A 14,863-nucleotide genomic window follows, 5' to 3' on the forward strand; every position below is an offset into this window, starting at 1 on the left:
GTCACACTCCCAACGTGGTGCGGGCATTGGCCCATGCTTCGGTGCAGTGCCGGGCGCTCTCTCCCTTGGCCTGCGCGGCGGCGAACAGTCGGCCAACGTGGGTGTCGGTGAGGCAGCCGCACCCGCCGTGGGTGGAGAGCACGGCCAGGAACGTGCGGTACACGGCGTTGTGCACGCCGCTGGTGACCTCGGTGATGCGCTGCTCAGCCATCGCGATGCCGCGCTCCAGGAACGCGGGCGTGCGGTGACGGCACTCCCCGCCCCCGGCTGGCGCGGGCACGGTGACGGCCGGCAGCGCGGGCCGGGGCGGGGCGGGCTTACTCGAGGCGAGCGCGCGCACGGTATCCGGCAGGTCAGTCATCGTGCCGGTGCCGAACCCGAGCCAGCGGGCGTAGGCCATCGTGGACTTGATGTCCACGCCCGGCCGCACGCCGTTGGCTGACTGCATCCGACCGAGGTAGAGCCAGTGTTCGCCCCGGGTGGTGGGCACGGTCTGCGTGGTGGGCAGGTTGTCGCGGGCCCACGCCATGGCGTCGGCCCGGTCCAGGTCCACGACCGTCAGCCCCGCCCCGCCCGGGTGGTAGGCGACCGCGCTTGCGCGCAGCCATGCGCGGTGCCAGGAGCCGGAATTGATGACTTCGGGGTCGGTGGTCGCGGCGGCCCATGCGTGGCAGGGTCCGGGGCAGGCGCAGGACCCGGGGTTCTTCATGTTCGGCCGGCCGCCGCACGCGGCGTCCGCGCAGCGGCGGCAGTTACCGAACGGGACCTTCCCCGCTCGCAGCGGCAGCACGGGGACCCCGGAGGCGGCCAGATTGAGCGCGGTGCGCAGGTGCTCGCTCATGCCGCCACCTCCAACGCGGCCTGCGCCCTGGCCGCAGAGGCGCCCAAGAGCCGGCCGTAGGCGTGACGACGCTGCTGGGGCACGACGCCGTTTCCGATGATGCGGAGCTGTTCCCTGCGAGGGATGTCCAGCACGGCCGTGACCCACCCGGCGGGCAGGCCCATCATCCATTCCGCGAACCCCGGCGACAGCCGCCGGTTCCCGCGGGCTCCGGGCTCGGTCGGACACGGCGCCGGGCGGCCGGTGACGTGCTCCCATCGCCCTGTGGCGGGCCCATAGTCGGTGCCGTCAGTGGACACCCACCGCGCGTCCAGACGAACCGCCTGGCCGGGCAGGTAGTAGCGGCCCTGAGTATCCCGCTGGTTTGGGCCTCCATGAGGCCCGTCGGACGCCTTCGGGGTGGGCAGCAGCCTCAACCGGCGGGCGGCAGCTTCGTCACCGCCGTACGCAGGTTCATCCCACCGCGGCGCTTCGGCGAGGTCCCCGGACCGCCGGTGCCATCCGCCGTGGTCGGGGTGGGCATCAGCGGGATAGGCGAGAGCGAACCAGCGGTCGCGCTCGTGCGGGACGCCGACTTCGGGGTCACCAGCTCGTAGACATGTCCACCGCGCGTCATACCCGATCGCGGCCAGGTCTTGGGCGACGACGTCCAGCCCCCGCGAGCGGAGCGCCGCCACGTTTTCCAGGAACACGAGGCGCGGTCGAATGACGCCCACAGCCTCAGCGACGTTTTTCCAGACTCGCGACCACTGGCCATTGATCCCGTCCCTTCGTCCAGCGTTCGAGGTGTTGCGGCAGGGGAAACCGGCACTGATCACCTCGGGCCGGTACAGGTCTCGGACCTGCTCCCAGTCGGCGGTCGTGATGTCCCCGATGTTCGGAACGCCCGGGTGCCGGGCGGTGTAGACGGTGGCGGCGTAGGGGTCGTTCTCCGCGAACGCGACCACCTGGCCGCCGATGTGGGCGCGCACCGCGGCCTCCAGGCCGCCGTAGCCGGCGCACAGGCCGATGATGCGAGGAGGCGAGCCGGCGGCTCGCCTCCTGTCGGTGGGTTGGGTCATGCTGGGGTCTCCAGTTCCTTCGTGGGTGCTGGCCGGCAAGGGCGGCCCCGTTCTTTGGCGAGATGCGGGGGCCGCCCTTGGCGTAGCTACTGCTTGCAGGCGGGGTAGCGCTCGCCGATGGAGCACTGGTCGTAGTCGCCGATGTAGACCTGGAAGTCCTTGCGGTCGCCGTTGGCGGTGCGCACGGTGAGGAAGTACGGGCGGTTCTTGCTCGCCGGTGGTGTCCGCTCGGCCCTGGCGACGACGACGCCGGACGGGCCATCGGGCAGGGAGCATCCGGCGAGCAGCGCCACGGCGCCCACGGCCATCGCGACCATGACGGCGTGAGCGCGGCGGGTCATGCTGCGTCCCGGTCGGTGGCGGGGAGTTGGGGCAGGCCCGCATCGGTGAGGGCCTGCGGGTTGAAGCCGGGCAGCGCGGCGCGGGTGATGAGGGCTGTGGCGAGCTGTTCGGCGTAGGCGGCGCCGGCGCGGGCGGACTCGATCTGAGCCCCTGCCTTGAGTGCTTCCACGCGCTCGATGTGGGCGTGGTCCTCGCGCCGCACCGTCGTGTGCCGCTCGTGAGCGACCGTGTCGCGACGCTCGGTGCGCCAGTTGCGGGCGGCGAGCCCGTAGGCAGCCACGGTGGCCAGCACTCACAGCAGGATGGGGAGGGAGAGGCCGTCGGAGTATCCGGCGACCCCGGTGAGAGCGAGGGCGCCGGAGGCGGCGAACGCGGTCCCGGTGATGACGCGGTCCCCGCCGGGGCCCATGGCAGCGAACGCGCCCGCTGCACCGGCGGCTAGGGACAGGGCGGCCATCAACACGGCGTTGCCGGTGGAGTGTTCGGCTCCGTTGGCGTTCCAGATCCTCGCCAGGATCAGGACGGTAGAAGTGGCGAGCGCGGGGACGGCTTTGGGGGCCGCGGCGGCGAGCCAGTGGCGGGCGATGATCTGTTCGTTCACCTCAAGCTCCTTCAGTTTCCGTCGCTGGGGATGGCGTTGACGACGGCGGTGGTCAGGTCGTTGATGGTGGTGCGGGCGCCGGTGTCGGCGAGGTAGAGGCCGAACAGGACGGCGATGGTGGCCGCGCCCCAGCCCACCGCGCGGAAACGCAGCAGGGCGGCGAGGGCGAGGCCGAGCAGGAACACGATGGGGATGGTGAGGGTCACCGCTTCCCCCTCGCCTTGCGGCGGGCGGCGGCCCTGGCGTCCTCGCGGGCCTGCGCCTCTTCGCGGATGCGGGCGGCCTGCTTCTCGATGCCGCGGATGGACTTGCCGCGGGCCTCGCGCCGTACCGCGCGGACCCCGAGCAGGATGATGCGGGCGGTCTCGCGGGCGTTGTAGGGGTCCTTATCGCTGATAGCCATCAGGCTTCTCCCGAAGTCGAGTTGAGGTCGTGCGGGGCGGTGTCAGCGGGTGCCGGCGCGGTGGATGGCGCGGGCCCGGTTGTGCAGGCGGCGGCCTATGCGGATGCGCTTGCCGTAGCCGTCGCAGCGGCGGCAGTCGCGGGCGCGCTTGGGCTTGCCGCGGCGGTTGAACTTGACCTGGTAGCCGAGCCCGTCGCACTTGCGGCAGGTGGCCAGCGGGGACGCCGCACACACCGCGACGTAACCGAGTGTGACAGCGAGTAGGCAGGCGATAGCGATCACGGACAGGGGCATGAGGGGGCTCCCGGGGCCGGTTTCAGGGGTTTGCGCAGGTGGGCCGCTATGTACTAGTGGCCTGATCAGATGCAGTGTGGGGCGCTATCGGGGCCGCTATCGATAGCGGGTTCAGGTGCTATCGATAGCGGCCCCGGATGCTCAGCTCGCGTCCCGCTTTCGGTTACGCTCCGCGATCGCGGTGGAGATGTCGGCGCGCTCGATGCCGCGCTTGTTGGTGAACTTGCCCTCGACCCGCTTGCCGACCTGCCCGGTGGCGATGCCGTAGGGCTTGAGGGCGGCGGTCAGGTGCGAGGTCTTGTCCTCGCTGCTCATGTGGGCCCAGTCGCCGTAGCGTTCGGGCCGCAGCTCGGCGAGGCGGTCGATGACCGTCTCGTTCCACACCTTCGCCTCACTGGCGGGGATGACCGCGAGGACGTCCGTGAGCAGGGTGTCCGGCGTCTTCTCGGTCGTGGGGGCGGTGAGGTCGGGCAGGGTGCCGGCGGCGGCGCGGGCGGCGTGGGCGCGCTCGCACAGCCGGTCGGCGGTGGCGTTGTCGACGTAGTAGGAGCGCACGATCTGCGGGTTGGGCCCGGCGCCGACCAGGTAGCCGATGCCCAGGTCATCCGCGGTGAACGTGGTCGCGCGGATGCCGTTCTTGTACATCGACGTCCCCAGCACCATGTCGTTCTCGGGCTGGCCCATGACCTGAAGGCAGAACCGGATGCCGACGTTGGCGCTGATGGCCTTGGGCAGGCTGTCGGCATCCGGGCGCTGCGTGCCGAGCAGCAGGATGACGCCCAGGGCGCGGCCCCGCTTGATGATGGCCGTGGCCAGCTCAGCTGCCCGCTTGCCGTGCTGGTCGTGGGTGAACACTTCCTGGCACTCGTCGATCGTCATCACCAGCGGATGCAGACCGAGCGACTTCTTCGCCGCGAGCTGCGGGGTGACCTTGTTCTCCGGGCACAGGTCCTTGGGCAGGCCGTTGATGACCCGCGCCCGGCGGTCCAGCTCCTCGTAGACGTACTCGAGCGAGTCGACGCAGGCTTCGACGGTGGCGTCGTCGCCGGGGCCGGAGCCGTAGGAGTGGGAGATGGTCCGGAAGGCGGAGAAGTCGCCGGTGCCCTTGAACTCGAAGGTGTGCAGCTCACAGGTCGGGTCCATGGCCGCAGCCAGTAGCAGGATCCGCAGGGCGAACGTCTTGCCACGGCCCGGCATGGCGCCGACCAGGAAGTTCGCGTACATCAGGTCGAAGCCGACCGCCCGCCCTCGCGGATCGGTGCCGTACGGGACGGGCTTGAACAGCGACGCCGTACCGGACTTGGCCAGCGGCCACACCGGCTTGGGGGCCTTGGCCATGTCCATATCGCCGACCCACAGCATCAGGCGCCCGGGGTGCTCGCCCGGCACCGGCTCCGGCCACACACAGCCCAGCGGCTTGCGCAGGCCGGACGCCAGACGCTCGCGCCGGTCGAGGATGTCGGAGACGGTCACGCCGTAGGGCAGGTCCATGTCGGCGCGCCAGCCCTTGCCGTCGCGCTGGATGGGGTTCTTGAACTCGATCCCGTCCTTGCCCTTGCTGGCGGCCTTGTTGATTTCGGCGATGCCCAGGGTGGTGAACGCGCGCACCACGATCTGCGAGGTCAGCCGCTCCACCTGCGGAGCAACCACCGCCCGCGTCACGACCGGACGGTCCTTGGGGGCGCCCGCGGCCCCGAGGGCGAGCACGATGCCGGCGCCGAACGCCCACAGCCAGTCCGGGGCCATGACCAGCAGGAACAGGGCGAAACCGAGCCCCAGGAAGGCGGCCACGGCGGCGGTGATGAGCCGCAGCCGCACCCGTCCGGCCCTCTGGCGCGACAGGGCCAGGTACTCGCCGACGTCCTCCCGCTCGATGGCCGCAGACCGCACCGGGGCGCCCTCGGCATCGGTGAGCCAGCGCAATGTGCCACCGACGAACTTCGCGGCTCCGATCGGCGAGCGCACCGCGAGCTTGCCCGCGTACAGCGGGGTGCGGATCGCATGGAAGGCGCAGGCGTGGGCGTAGTGGCCGGCCACCCAACCCGCAGCCGAGCGGAAGTCGGCCGCCGACCGGAGCCAACCCGGAATCACCGGGTGCCGCTTGGTCGCCTTGATCCGATCCATCAGACCCGGCCCGGACGGCGCCGGACCATCGGCCATCACCCGATCCGACCCGGTGCCCGGGGAATCGGCCGACGGGTCTAGGGCGGGAGAAGTCGACTGGGCTGTCGAGTCGGTGCGGGCGGCGCGGGCCTTGTCGAGGTCGACGACCTCACCGCCGGCACCGGTCGCCATCTCTGCTTCGAGTCGGTTGAACAGTTCGCGGTCGTCGTCAGGGTGCTTCACTGAGGTGTCCTTCTCTCGGAGGAATGAGGGCCCGGCCGTCGCTGTAGGAGGTGGGCGGCCGGGCCCCATGCGAGGTTCAGGCGGCGCGCTGTTCGTTGGGGTAGGCGCAGGTCACGCACATGCCGAGCGAGGTCGGGATCACGTATCCGGCGTCGAGTCGGCAGGCGGGGCAGGTGCGGCGCGCGAGCATCGCCAGAGCGAGCGCACCCCACTTGCGCGAGGTCATCGGCCGCACCGGTTGGGCGAGGTCGAGCCGGTACAGGAACGCCACGCTCACGCCTGCCTTGCGGTGGCGGGAGCGGCGCATGAGCTGGGCCGCTATCGGCTGACCGCCCGGCCGCAGGCCCTGCGCCCTCAACTGCCGGCGCGTGGCCATCCCCTCCGGGGCGAAGCGCCACGGGTAAGTGGGGATGCCGTAGCGAGCGCCGTTCGGGTCGTAGCACTTGCCGAACGCCGCCGACATCACGCGGCCTTGAGACCGCGTTCAGCGCGCAGCGTGTCGCGCAAGGTCCGGGCGTTCTTCGGAGAGGTGTGCACCGCGAGGCGGATTCCCTCGGCGGTCAGCTTCGCGTCTGGCCAATCGGCCGTCACGGCGCGGGCCTCATCGAGCAGCTGATCGGCGGTCCGCTTGGGGCGGGCCGATCGGGCCGCCTCCGGAACGCGACCGGTGGCCCGGCGAGGTCGGGTCGATTCCGCGGGCACCGTGCGCTTCTCGATCGGCCGGACCGGGGCCGACTCGATCGCCCGAACTGGCTTGGTCGAAAGGGTCGACTTCAGGAAGCCAACTGCGACCGGAGACGGCAGAACGATCGGGTTCGCCGTGATCGGCGCAGGAGTCGATTCCGGCAGGTCAGCCGTAGACCGAATCCTCACGGTCTCGGTAGATTCCTCCTGGTTTACGGCCAGGGGCGGGGTGGTGTCCTGGGTGAGGCGGAACATGGCCCCGAGCGCGGCATCCGCACCGATCGTGACGCGCTGCCGCTGCACATCGAGCAGCCTCGATCCCAGGACCGCATCGCACGATCCCACCTTGCGGGCCAGGCGCCACGACGCCCGATCCGACCACTTGCGGATCCACTCGCTGGGGTGGTTCGCGGCGCGGGCCCGGTGATAGGCCAGCCGCTGAACGACCTCGACCGCCCGGCGCTCGCCCTCCGCGTCCCGGCCGTCGGTGTGCACCGCGATGCGGCGGGCCAGGAACGCCATGCCCTCGGCCGAGACGCACATGCCCATCGGGGTGATGGCGTAGATGACGGTGGTGCCCGGGTCGTCGGCGGCCATCGCGGCCATCGCGGACGCGGCGGCCGGCAGGGCCCACAGGCCGAGCCGGATGACGCGCGGGGAGGACTGGCCCAGCATGGTCAGCCCGAGCAGTACGAGCGCGAGGACGGCCGTGGCGCCCTCACCCGCGGCGACGGCACCGAGTGCGGTGCCCTTGCCGTAGGCGCGGCTGATGTTGCTGTAGGTGCCGATGCCGCCGAACGCGCCGGTGGCGAGCATCGGCACGAACGCCGCGCTCAGCACGACGATCTGAACCTTGGTCAGCGGCTTACGGGACTGGGTGGTCATGCCGCCACCTCCTCGCGCAGGCGCCGAAGCTCGATGTCCTTCAGCAGAAGCTCCTGCTGGGCAGCGCTCAGCTCCTTCATGGCGCGGGAGAGAATCGCCCCGACCTCGGACGTGGTCGCCTCAGCCCGCTCCGCACGGTCGGTTGCGGCGTACAGCTCGCGGACATGCCGGCCGAACGCCTCATTCGCGTCGGCGGTGGTCTGCCGTGCGCACGCGCGGGCCGTCCTGGCGGCGGACTCAAGGTGTGCGAGGCGGAGTGTGCTGACGATGCGGATCACGCGGCACCGCCCGTCACGGCCTGGTTGGCCAGCTCACGGCGCGCGGCCAGGACCCGACGACGGGACCGGCGGATGCGCCGCTCGTACAGCTCGGTCGGGGTGCGGTCCAGGGTGACGATCTGCGCGTCCAGCAGCTCGACGCGAGCCAGGATGACGGGCATCTCAGTCTCGATAGCGTCCAGCTCCGCGACTGTCGGCTCGCGGTCGAACCCGTCGGCCGTAACGACGGCCTGAAGTGCAGCGATGTTCTTCATGAGTCGTGTTCTCCCTAGCAGGTGGTACGGCTCGAAAGCGGCCCCGGTGTTCCTGCACCGGGGCCGCGCGCCGTTGGAATGGTTAGGACAGTCCGGCGATGGCACGTCCTTTGCTCGAAGCGCTGAAGCTGGGCGGTAGTTGATGCGCGGCCCTGAGCCGCGCTGGCCACCTTTTGCGGGAGGTGACGGCCCGTCGTACGCGATATGGATCTGTGCCTCAGTCCCGCTCTCCCGAGGAATCGCATCTCGGTCTCTTCGCGCGGCGTGGTTGCCCTTGGGCAGATCCGGTCTTTTGAGTCGGCACGTGTCCCTGACGGGAGGTGGCCGACTGGTCTCCACTCACCTCAGCCGGAGTCGTCACGGCTGTCGTATCTGTGGTGGATCACGCTCTGAAGTTGGCGCGCGCCGTCCGGAGGTGACTCCGGCACGACGCGTTGTTGCAGGTCAGGCATGTAGAGCACGACCCATTCGCTCCCCTTGCGGGGTTTGTTGGTCGCAGATTCAGATTGACCCATGTCAATCTGGACGCCAAGCGGTCCCGCCGAAGAATCCGAGATTGACCTAGGTCCGGTTACGCTCGGGGGTATGGATTCGAGCCCTGACGCACCGAAGCCGACCGCCAAAGACATCGCAGCGACGTACCGCAGTGAGATCGCAGGCGGCGAGCGCGAAGCAGGCTCCCGCCTGCCGGCGGCTCGCCAGCTCGCCAAGCAGCTTGGCGTGCAGCTCATGACCGTGCAGAGCGCGTACAGCCAGCTCCGGGACGAGGGACTGGTTCTCACTCAGCAAGGGCGCGGGACTTTCGTCCGCGACCCTTCGGTGCCCCTGGGTACGGAACCCGGGAGCAGCCCTGCGTTCACCGCGCTCTCCACTGAGCTCAGTTCGATCCATGACGCCCTCCGCCTTCTAGGGGAACGCCTGGACCGTCTTGAGGAGATCGTCGGCAGCGAGACTCCGCACGGACAATGAGGCTGTCCGTGCGCCTCAGCAGCGCTTCGGCTGTTGCGTGCGCCTCGGTCAAACTCGCCCTGATTAAGGCAAGTTCAGCGGAAGTGAGTCCTCCCGCGATGCCGCTTCGCTCATTGATCCCTGACATGCCTATGAGCATGTGGTCGCGAACCGCAGAGGACCCGGACAGAGTGTCCGGGTCCTCTTTCTTTGCAGGTCAGGGCGCTTGACGCCCCATCATCCCGTTGCAGCGTGTACCGCTTCCAAGACGGCAGCCCAGGGAAGCGCACGCCCAGATGGGGCGTCACGCGGCTCGTACAAGGGCCACACCTCGGGCCCGCCGACCAAATGCACTCCGCCAGCCCGCAGGGCCTCGACGTACCCGCCCCACGCGGGATGACGGGCGTGGGCCGCGTTGACGCGAGGGAAGACAACCACGGGCAGGTCCAACGTCCCGATGGCCTCGCCCACCTGCGTGAGCGCCTGGTTGTCCATCAAGCCTGTCGCCAACTTCGCCACCGTGTTCGCAGACGCCGGTGCGACCACGTAGCAATCGACTTGAGGATGGGGCCGCGCTTCGCCGGGAAACCGCGGTTCGTCGCGCACCGGTAGGCCAGTCGCCTGCTCCAGCCGCTCGGCTTCGCCATTCGCTCGAAGCCAACGGCCAGCAGTCGGCGTAAGCGTTACCGCAACCTGCCATCCCAGCCTCATCGCAGGTTCCACCAGACCCACGCGGAGCGACTCCACTCCCCCGGCCCCGGAACCCACGACCCCGAGCACTCCACGATTCTGTGAACTCACTGCACCGCCCTGCATCGTTGAGCCATGACGAACACCTCGGACGAACGCGAGCCGCCCGTCACGGGAGACTGCTTGACCAGGTCGCGCAGCGTCTCGCGGACCCTGGGATTGTTCCGTACGAGTTGCGGCGAAGTGCGCTCAGCGGTGCGCAGCTCACCGAACGCCTCATCCCCCTGGCCGGCCATCGAGAGGGCTCGGGCGTAGTCGATCCGATGCGAGACGCTGCGCTCCTGCGGCATGTGATCGACGTTGATTCGCCCGTGCTCCACCACGTACGACACGTTGTCGAGGTCGAGCTCAATGGAGAGGCGGTGAAGCAGCACGTTCGTCGGGCCGAAGCCCGTCTGCCAGTAGTTCTCATCCGAACCGAGGTCGTCCGCCAGCCGCTCGGCTCGGTTCAAGAGGTCTGACGAGGTGGGGCGATCTTGGTGTCGTGCCGCAGCAACCGCGGCGCGCAGGTAGATCATGCCCAGCAGGCTCAGTGCCTCGGGGTCACTCTCGTCTACCCGCGCCGACAGCCAGCGAGCTGTGGTGTTGCCCAACTCCAGAGCATCGTCGTAGCGTCCACTGGCCAGTAGAGCGTGCGTTCCGGAACGAGCAGCCGAGGCGAGGACGAGAGGATTCTCCGACTCGTCAGCGGCCCTCATGGCACGCTCGGCGGCGAGCCATGAGATGTCCGACTCCCCGATCTTCGCGAGCGTCGTTGCCGCGAGGTGGTGGGTTCGGGCGGAGACTGCCCAGCAATCAGCGCGGTCGTCGCCTCGCCGCGCTGCTCGGTCCTCAAGCTCCTGAGCAGTCTGGAGGAGCCCGGGGAGAGCCGCGATAACGCTGCCTAGACGCCCGCCCTGATAGTCGTTCCAGGCGTGTTCGACTCGCACCGCTACCGGCGCGGGAGTTGGGAGCTGAGTCTCTGCCTCCGATCCGAAAAGCAGTCGCGAGAGTCGCCGTGGGCTCATGAGTGCATCACGCACCGCTGGCACGTCGTCCTGCTGCTTGTCGTCTTCAACGAGCACGGTCTGACCGAGCAGGTCACCGAGAGACACGCGCAGGATGCCCGACAGCTCGGTGAGCATGTCGATACGCGGCGGCTTCCGTCGGCCCGTCTCGATCTTCGCGAGCCAGTCGGTGCTCCTGCCGACCAGGCCAGCCAACACCTCTTGCGTGTAGCCGCGACGCTTCCGATAGAACGCGATCCGTTCGCCGATGCTGAGGTGATCTCCGAGACCACGCATTGCGTTATGCCTCTCGGTCGTAGGGGCCCATCTCACGGTACAGAGCCGGTCATAGGGCGGGTAGCTGGCCTTGGCCGCTACCGGGTCAGAACCAGCATGAGCGCCAAAACGCGGTTAGACCCGGACACTGTGTCCGGGTCTGATTCGCTCTTGGGGTGAACGCAGATCGGGCGCCGCTAGTGCCTGGCGCGGTAGAACTTTCCCTACGTCATCAAGGCCCGCGCACGGCGCGGGCGCGCGCCGCCTCAGCGGCGCGCTGTCCCGAATGGCAGTCCATGCGACGGCTCAGCCACTGGCTTGGTCAGCACAATCCATAGACCCGCCAACAAGGCAATCCGCTAACGCAGCCGACAGGTGAACGTGGCGCTGCGCCCGGTTCGGAGAGCACGGACGCAGCACCGCATCAAGGTCTGATCAAGAAGCAAAGACTCACAACCGCGGGCCTATGAGCAGCGGACACCCCGCGCTGTGGCGACGTGCGGATGCGGGATGCCGGCCATTGCCAGGCTCCAGCGGACCGCCTACTCGGACGCGCCAGAGCGGGCGTTCGGGTGAGCAGCACGACGCCCCACCCGCGGAGGGTGGGGCGAAGGCAAACCGGAACCTCTCTGGGCCACAACCACCTCCAGGGTGAACACCGGCAAGCTCACCGGTGTCCATCCATTGCCGGTTACTCGGCCGGTGCCTCGGCGGCCGGTGCCTCGGCGGCCGGTGCCTCGGCGGCCGGTGCCTCGGCGGCCGGTGCCTCGGCAACCGGTGCCTCGGCGGCCGGTGCCTCGGCGGCCGGTGCCTCGGCGGCCGGTGCCTCGGCGGCCGGTGCCTCGGCAACCGGTGCCTCGGCAACCGGTGCCTCGGCCTGCGGCTGCACAGGCGCAGGCGCCGGGGCAGGCGCCGGGGCAGGCGCCGGGGCAGGCGCCGGGGCAGGCACCGGGGCAGGCACCGGGGCAGGCACCGGGGCAGGCACCGGGGCAGGCACCGGGGCAGGCACCGGGGCAGGCACCGGGGCAGGCACCGGGGCAGGCACCGGGGCAGGCACCGGGGCAGGCGCCGGCTGCTGCGGCTGCTGCGGCTGCTGCGGCTGCTGCGGCTGCTGCGGCTGCTGCGGCTGCTGCGGCTGCTGCGGCTGCTGCGGCTGCTGCGGCTGCTGCGGGAGCTGCGGGAGCTGCGACAGCTGCGGGAGCTGCGACCGTTGCGACTGCTGCACTACCCGCTGGACTACGACGACCCTTTGCGCTGTCGCCGCCTTGCACACACGGCGGGGACCTTGCGCAGTGCTAACAATGACAGAACCTCGTGTGCAAACCAGGTCTGGTGCCGCGCTCGACGATTCCGCCGTAGCCTTCGTTGTCTGAGGCGCCGCCTCGGCGCTCGTCACGCCCACCGCCCCAGTGAGCAGCGCAGCAGCGCAAGACCCGCCGACGATGTGCAGGATTCGTTTCCGGATGCTCTTCGCCATGACATCTCCTCTTCAGACGCTGGGGGCAGGGTTACCTCCAGCAGTGTGGGAGGTCCGCCGCAACCGTGGCGTTGATCCAGCGTGACCGTTGCGCGACGCTCGATTTGACAATGACGGCGACACATTGATGTCACGCTTCACGACGGACGTTGAGGCACGCAAACTCCTTCCAGTCTGCGCGCTGTCTCCGTCCTGTGCACGCTGTCCCCGGCGTGTGCGTGCTGTCGCCGATCAGGCGCGCGGATGCCGGTGGCGGAGCATCCTGGGCGTGCCTGATCGCGAATCGGCGTAGTGGGCCAGTACGCAGGCGCGCCTGTCGTGCCAACGGGCTGCCGAGCTGTTCGAGGAGCTCACGATGGCGGCAATCGGGAAGAAGGTGACGCTCCATCAGCTGCGGCACTCGAACTGATCCATGTAGCGGAGGACGGCGCGAGCACGCCGATGCTCGTGACATTCTCCGGCCACACGTCGGTCCGGTCGCTCGCGAAGTACGCGCGGCCGTCCGCTGAGGCGCTCGCCCGATGGTAGGCGTCCCGGGACGCCGGCCGCTGCTGCCCCTCGGCAAGTGCGGATTATGGAGGGTCAGGGCTCTCCGTCACCCGATGCTGTCCGCGCCAGAGGCCGGCGACGGCGGACACTGCCTCCCCCCGAAGCGGTCTATCCTGTCCCGCCTACTCATCTCTAGGGGGACATATCCGCGTTCGCTCGCGCGGCCCCAGAGCCGGATATCAAAGACGGCTATCTGAAGGTCCGTAACCGCGCGATCCGCAGCAGCAAGCTGCTGGTGGTGCCAGCTCCTCCCGGCCCTTCCTCAATGCGTCCGCGCTTGTCCTGTACCTGAGCGCGAGCGGCTCCCACTGCCTTAAGAGCACCAGGTCGCCCACCGCGCAGCCCGGCGACGGCACCAGATAAGGCCCCAACGGTCTCCGCAAGTCCAGCCATCACCGCTGCCACACCCTGATCCATGGGCTCATGGTCCCGGATGATGGCTTCGTGTGACGGGCCGTTGGATGGATCGGCTTGCGGCGGGCTTGCAACTTGAGCAGCCTCTCCAGATCGCCGTAACAGGCTCGACTCCAACTAACTGACGCCTGGGCCGTCCGTGGGCCGTGAAGCAACGGCCCACGACGGCCAGTAATGACCAATAACGATGACATCGTTACTGGTCACAGACCTATCAGGCCCCCGTCACCGAAGTCAGATAGGCGTTCGTCTTCTCGGGCTCATAGAAGAAGTTCTCGAAGTCGGCCGGGTTGTTGAAGCCGTTCGCGAAGCGGTCGGCGACCGGCTGGAGCTGGCCGGCGGCGCCGATCAGGTTGAGGACGTGCTCCGGCGGGACGCCCAGCATCGCGTTGGTCCACTTCACGACGTGCTGCGCGGTGTCCCAGTAGCGGTCGAAGGTGGACTGCATCCACTCCTCGTCGAACGGCTTGTCGCCCTGCTCGGTGATCGAGTCGAGGTACGAGGCGGCGCACTTGGACGCCGAGTTCGAACCCTGGCCCGTGATCGGGTCGTTGGCGACGACGACATCGGCGACACCGAGGACCGCGCCGCCGCCGGGCAGCCGCCCGATCGGGTTGCGGACGGTCGGCGCGTAACGGCCGGCGAGGGTCGCGTTGGCGTCGGTCAGCTCGACCTTCGTGGCGCGCGCGTACTCCCAGGGCGTGAACTTCTCCATCAGCTCCAGGGTGAGGGCCAGGTGCTCCGAGGGGTCCTTGACGCCCTTGAAGGCGTCCAGCGGACCGCCGGGGATGCCCTCCCAGAACAGGATGTCCGCGCGGCCCGAGGTGGTGAGGGTCGGCATGACGAACAGCTCGCCGACGCCGGGCACCAGGTTGCAGCGCACCGCGTCGAATTCCGGGTGCTCGGGGCGGGGGCCCATGCCGTGCACGTACGCGACGGCAAGCGCGCGCTGCGGCTCGGTGTACGGGGAGCGCGAGGCGTCGCGGCCGAACATCGAGACCAGCTCGCCCTTGCCGGCGGAGACGAGCACCAGGTCGTAGGTGCGGGCGAAGTAGTCGAGGTCGGAGACCGCGGCGCCGTGGATGACGAGCTGGCCGCCGCGCTGCGCGAACGTCTCCATCCAGCCGGCCATCTTCACGCGCTGGTCGACGGACTGCGCGTAGCCGTCGAGCTTGCCCACCCAGTCGATGGCGCGCTGCGAGGGACCCGGGTCGAAGGAGCCGGGGGCGGCGACGGAGACGCCGAGGCCCTCGATCTTCGGGGCCTGGGACTCCCAGAAGTTCACCTGGAGGTCGCGCTCGTGCTGGAGCGCCGTGTCGAACATGCACTGCGTGGACATGACCCGGCCGGACCGGATCTCGTCCGCGGTGCGGTTGGACATCAGGGTGACCTCGTACCCGTTCGACTGGAGGCCGAGGGCGAGCTGGAGACCGGACTGTCCGGCTCCGACGACGAGTATCTTCCGCATGCGGGT

18 protein-coding genes are annotated in these 14,863 nt (G+C 69.5%); 1 reads left to right on the forward strand and 17 read right to left on the reverse strand.

Features of this window, described 5'->3' with window-relative positions:
- Window position 1: 1 nt before the first annotated feature.
- The 13 genes from OG574_RS18370 to OG574_RS18430 all read right to left on the reverse strand — a co-directional run bounded on the left by OG574_RS18370 (window position 2) and on the right by OG574_RS18430 (window position 7,989).
- The gene (locus OG574_RS18370) at window positions 2-841 is read right to left on the reverse strand and encodes a bifunctional DNA primase/polymerase (RefSeq protein WP_326774112.1); all 840 of its coding nucleotides are present in this window, start codon (window positions 839-841) and stop codon (window positions 2-4) included.
- Entirely contained in the window at window positions 838-1,902 is a 1,065-nt protein-coding gene (locus OG574_RS18375) for a DNA cytosine methyltransferase (protein ID WP_326774113.1), read from the reverse strand. Before OG574_RS18375 ends, OG574_RS18370 begins: the two co-directional genes overlap by 4 nt.
- Window positions 1,903-1,988: 86 nt before the next feature.
- Window positions 1,989-2,243: a hypothetical protein gene (locus OG574_RS18380; RefSeq protein ID WP_326774114.1), complete on the reverse strand. Its 255-nt coding sequence runs from the start codon at window positions 2,241-2,243 to the stop codon at window positions 1,989-1,991.
- Window positions 2,240-2,536 carry a hypothetical protein gene (locus OG574_RS18385; RefSeq protein WP_326774115.1) on the reverse strand — a complete coding sequence of 99 codons (297 nt, stop codon included), beginning with the start codon at window positions 2,534-2,536 and terminating at the stop codon, window positions 2,240-2,242. The genes OG574_RS18380 and OG574_RS18385 overlap by 4 nt, the downstream gene beginning before the upstream one ends.
- Window positions 2,537-2,845 carry a hypothetical protein gene (locus OG574_RS18390; protein ID WP_326774116.1) on the reverse strand — a complete coding sequence of 103 codons (309 nt, stop codon included), beginning with the start codon at window positions 2,843-2,845 and terminating at the stop codon, window positions 2,537-2,539. It abuts the gene before it with no gap.
- Window positions 2,846-2,856: 11 nt separating this feature from the next.
- The gene (locus OG574_RS18395) at window positions 2,857-3,051 is read right to left on the reverse strand and encodes a hypothetical protein (protein WP_326774117.1); all 195 of its coding nucleotides are present in this window, start codon (window positions 3,049-3,051) and stop codon (window positions 2,857-2,859) included.
- Window positions 3,048-3,248 (reverse strand): hypothetical protein, encoded by a 201-nt coding sequence (locus OG574_RS18400; RefSeq protein WP_116509924.1) that lies wholly within the window; start codon window positions 3,246-3,248, stop codon window positions 3,048-3,050. Before OG574_RS18400 ends, OG574_RS18395 begins: the two co-directional genes overlap by 4 nt.
- A gap of 42 nt (window positions 3,249-3,290) precedes the next feature.
- A complete protein-coding gene (locus tag OG574_RS18405; protein ID WP_326774118.1) occupies window positions 3,291-3,542 on the reverse strand; it encodes a hypothetical protein in 252 nt (83 codons plus the stop codon).
- A gap of 141 nt (window positions 3,543-3,683) precedes the next feature.
- The gene (locus OG574_RS18410; RefSeq protein ID WP_326774119.1) at window positions 3,684-5,888 is read right to left on the reverse strand and encodes a cell division protein FtsK; all 2,205 of its coding nucleotides are present in this window, start codon (window positions 5,886-5,888) and stop codon (window positions 3,684-3,686) included.
- A 76-nt stretch (window positions 5,889-5,964) separates the two neighbouring features.
- Window positions 5,965-6,351, reverse strand: a complete 387-nt coding sequence (locus OG574_RS18415) for an RRQRL motif-containing zinc-binding protein (RefSeq protein WP_326774120.1) — start codon at window positions 6,349-6,351, stop codon at window positions 5,965-5,967.
- Window positions 6,351-7,457 carry a conjugal transfer protein gene (locus tag OG574_RS18420; protein ID WP_326774121.1) on the reverse strand — a complete coding sequence of 369 codons (1,107 nt, stop codon included), beginning with the start codon at window positions 7,455-7,457 and terminating at the stop codon, window positions 6,351-6,353. The genes OG574_RS18415 and OG574_RS18420 overlap by 1 nt, the downstream gene beginning before the upstream one ends.
- On the reverse strand, window positions 7,454-7,735 hold the full coding sequence (locus OG574_RS18425) for a hypothetical protein (protein ID WP_326774122.1): 282 nt from the start codon (window positions 7,733-7,735) through the stop codon (window positions 7,454-7,456). The genes OG574_RS18420 and OG574_RS18425 overlap by 4 nt, the downstream gene beginning before the upstream one ends.
- Entirely contained in the window at window positions 7,732-7,989 is a 258-nt protein-coding gene (locus OG574_RS18430) for a DUF6284 family protein (RefSeq protein WP_326774123.1), read from the reverse strand. Before OG574_RS18430 ends, OG574_RS18425 begins: the two co-directional genes overlap by 4 nt.
- 585 nt (window positions 7,990-8,574) lie before the next feature.
- On the opposite strand from OG574_RS18430, the gene OG574_RS18435 reads away from it, so the two are divergent.
- Window positions 8,575-8,958, forward strand: coding sequence for a GntR family transcriptional regulator (locus OG574_RS18435; RefSeq protein ID WP_326774124.1), 384 nt, complete (start codon window positions 8,575-8,577; stop codon window positions 8,956-8,958).
- A gap of 216 nt (window positions 8,959-9,174) precedes the next feature.
- On the opposite strand, the gene OG574_RS18440 is transcribed toward OG574_RS18435, so the two are convergent.
- The 4 genes from OG574_RS18440 to OG574_RS18455 form a co-directional block, all read right to left on the reverse strand.
- Complete coding sequence (locus OG574_RS18440; RefSeq protein ID WP_326774125.1) at window positions 9,175-9,753, reverse strand: flavoprotein; 579 nt, start codon at window positions 9,751-9,753, stop codon at window positions 9,175-9,177.
- Window positions 9,735-10,970 (reverse strand): helix-turn-helix domain-containing protein, encoded by a 1,236-nt coding sequence (locus OG574_RS18445; RefSeq protein WP_326774126.1) that lies wholly within the window; start codon window positions 10,968-10,970, stop codon window positions 9,735-9,737. The genes OG574_RS18440 and OG574_RS18445 overlap by 19 nt, the downstream gene beginning before the upstream one ends.
- A gap of 670 nt (window positions 10,971-11,640) precedes the next feature.
- Window positions 11,641-11,838 (reverse strand): hypothetical protein, encoded by a 198-nt coding sequence (locus OG574_RS18450; protein ID WP_326774127.1) that lies wholly within the window; start codon window positions 11,836-11,838, stop codon window positions 11,641-11,643.
- Window positions 11,839-13,603: 1,765 nt separating this feature from the next.
- Window positions 13,604-14,857 (reverse strand): styrene monooxygenase/indole monooxygenase family protein, encoded by a 1,254-nt coding sequence (locus OG574_RS18455; protein WP_326774128.1) that lies wholly within the window; start codon window positions 14,855-14,857, stop codon window positions 13,604-13,606.
- Between the last annotated feature and the right edge of the window lie 6 nt (window positions 14,858-14,863).

Source organism: Streptomyces sp. NBC_01445 (assembly GCF_035918235.1).
Classification (GTDB): Bacteria; Actinomycetota; Actinomycetes; order Streptomycetales; family Streptomycetaceae; genus Streptomyces.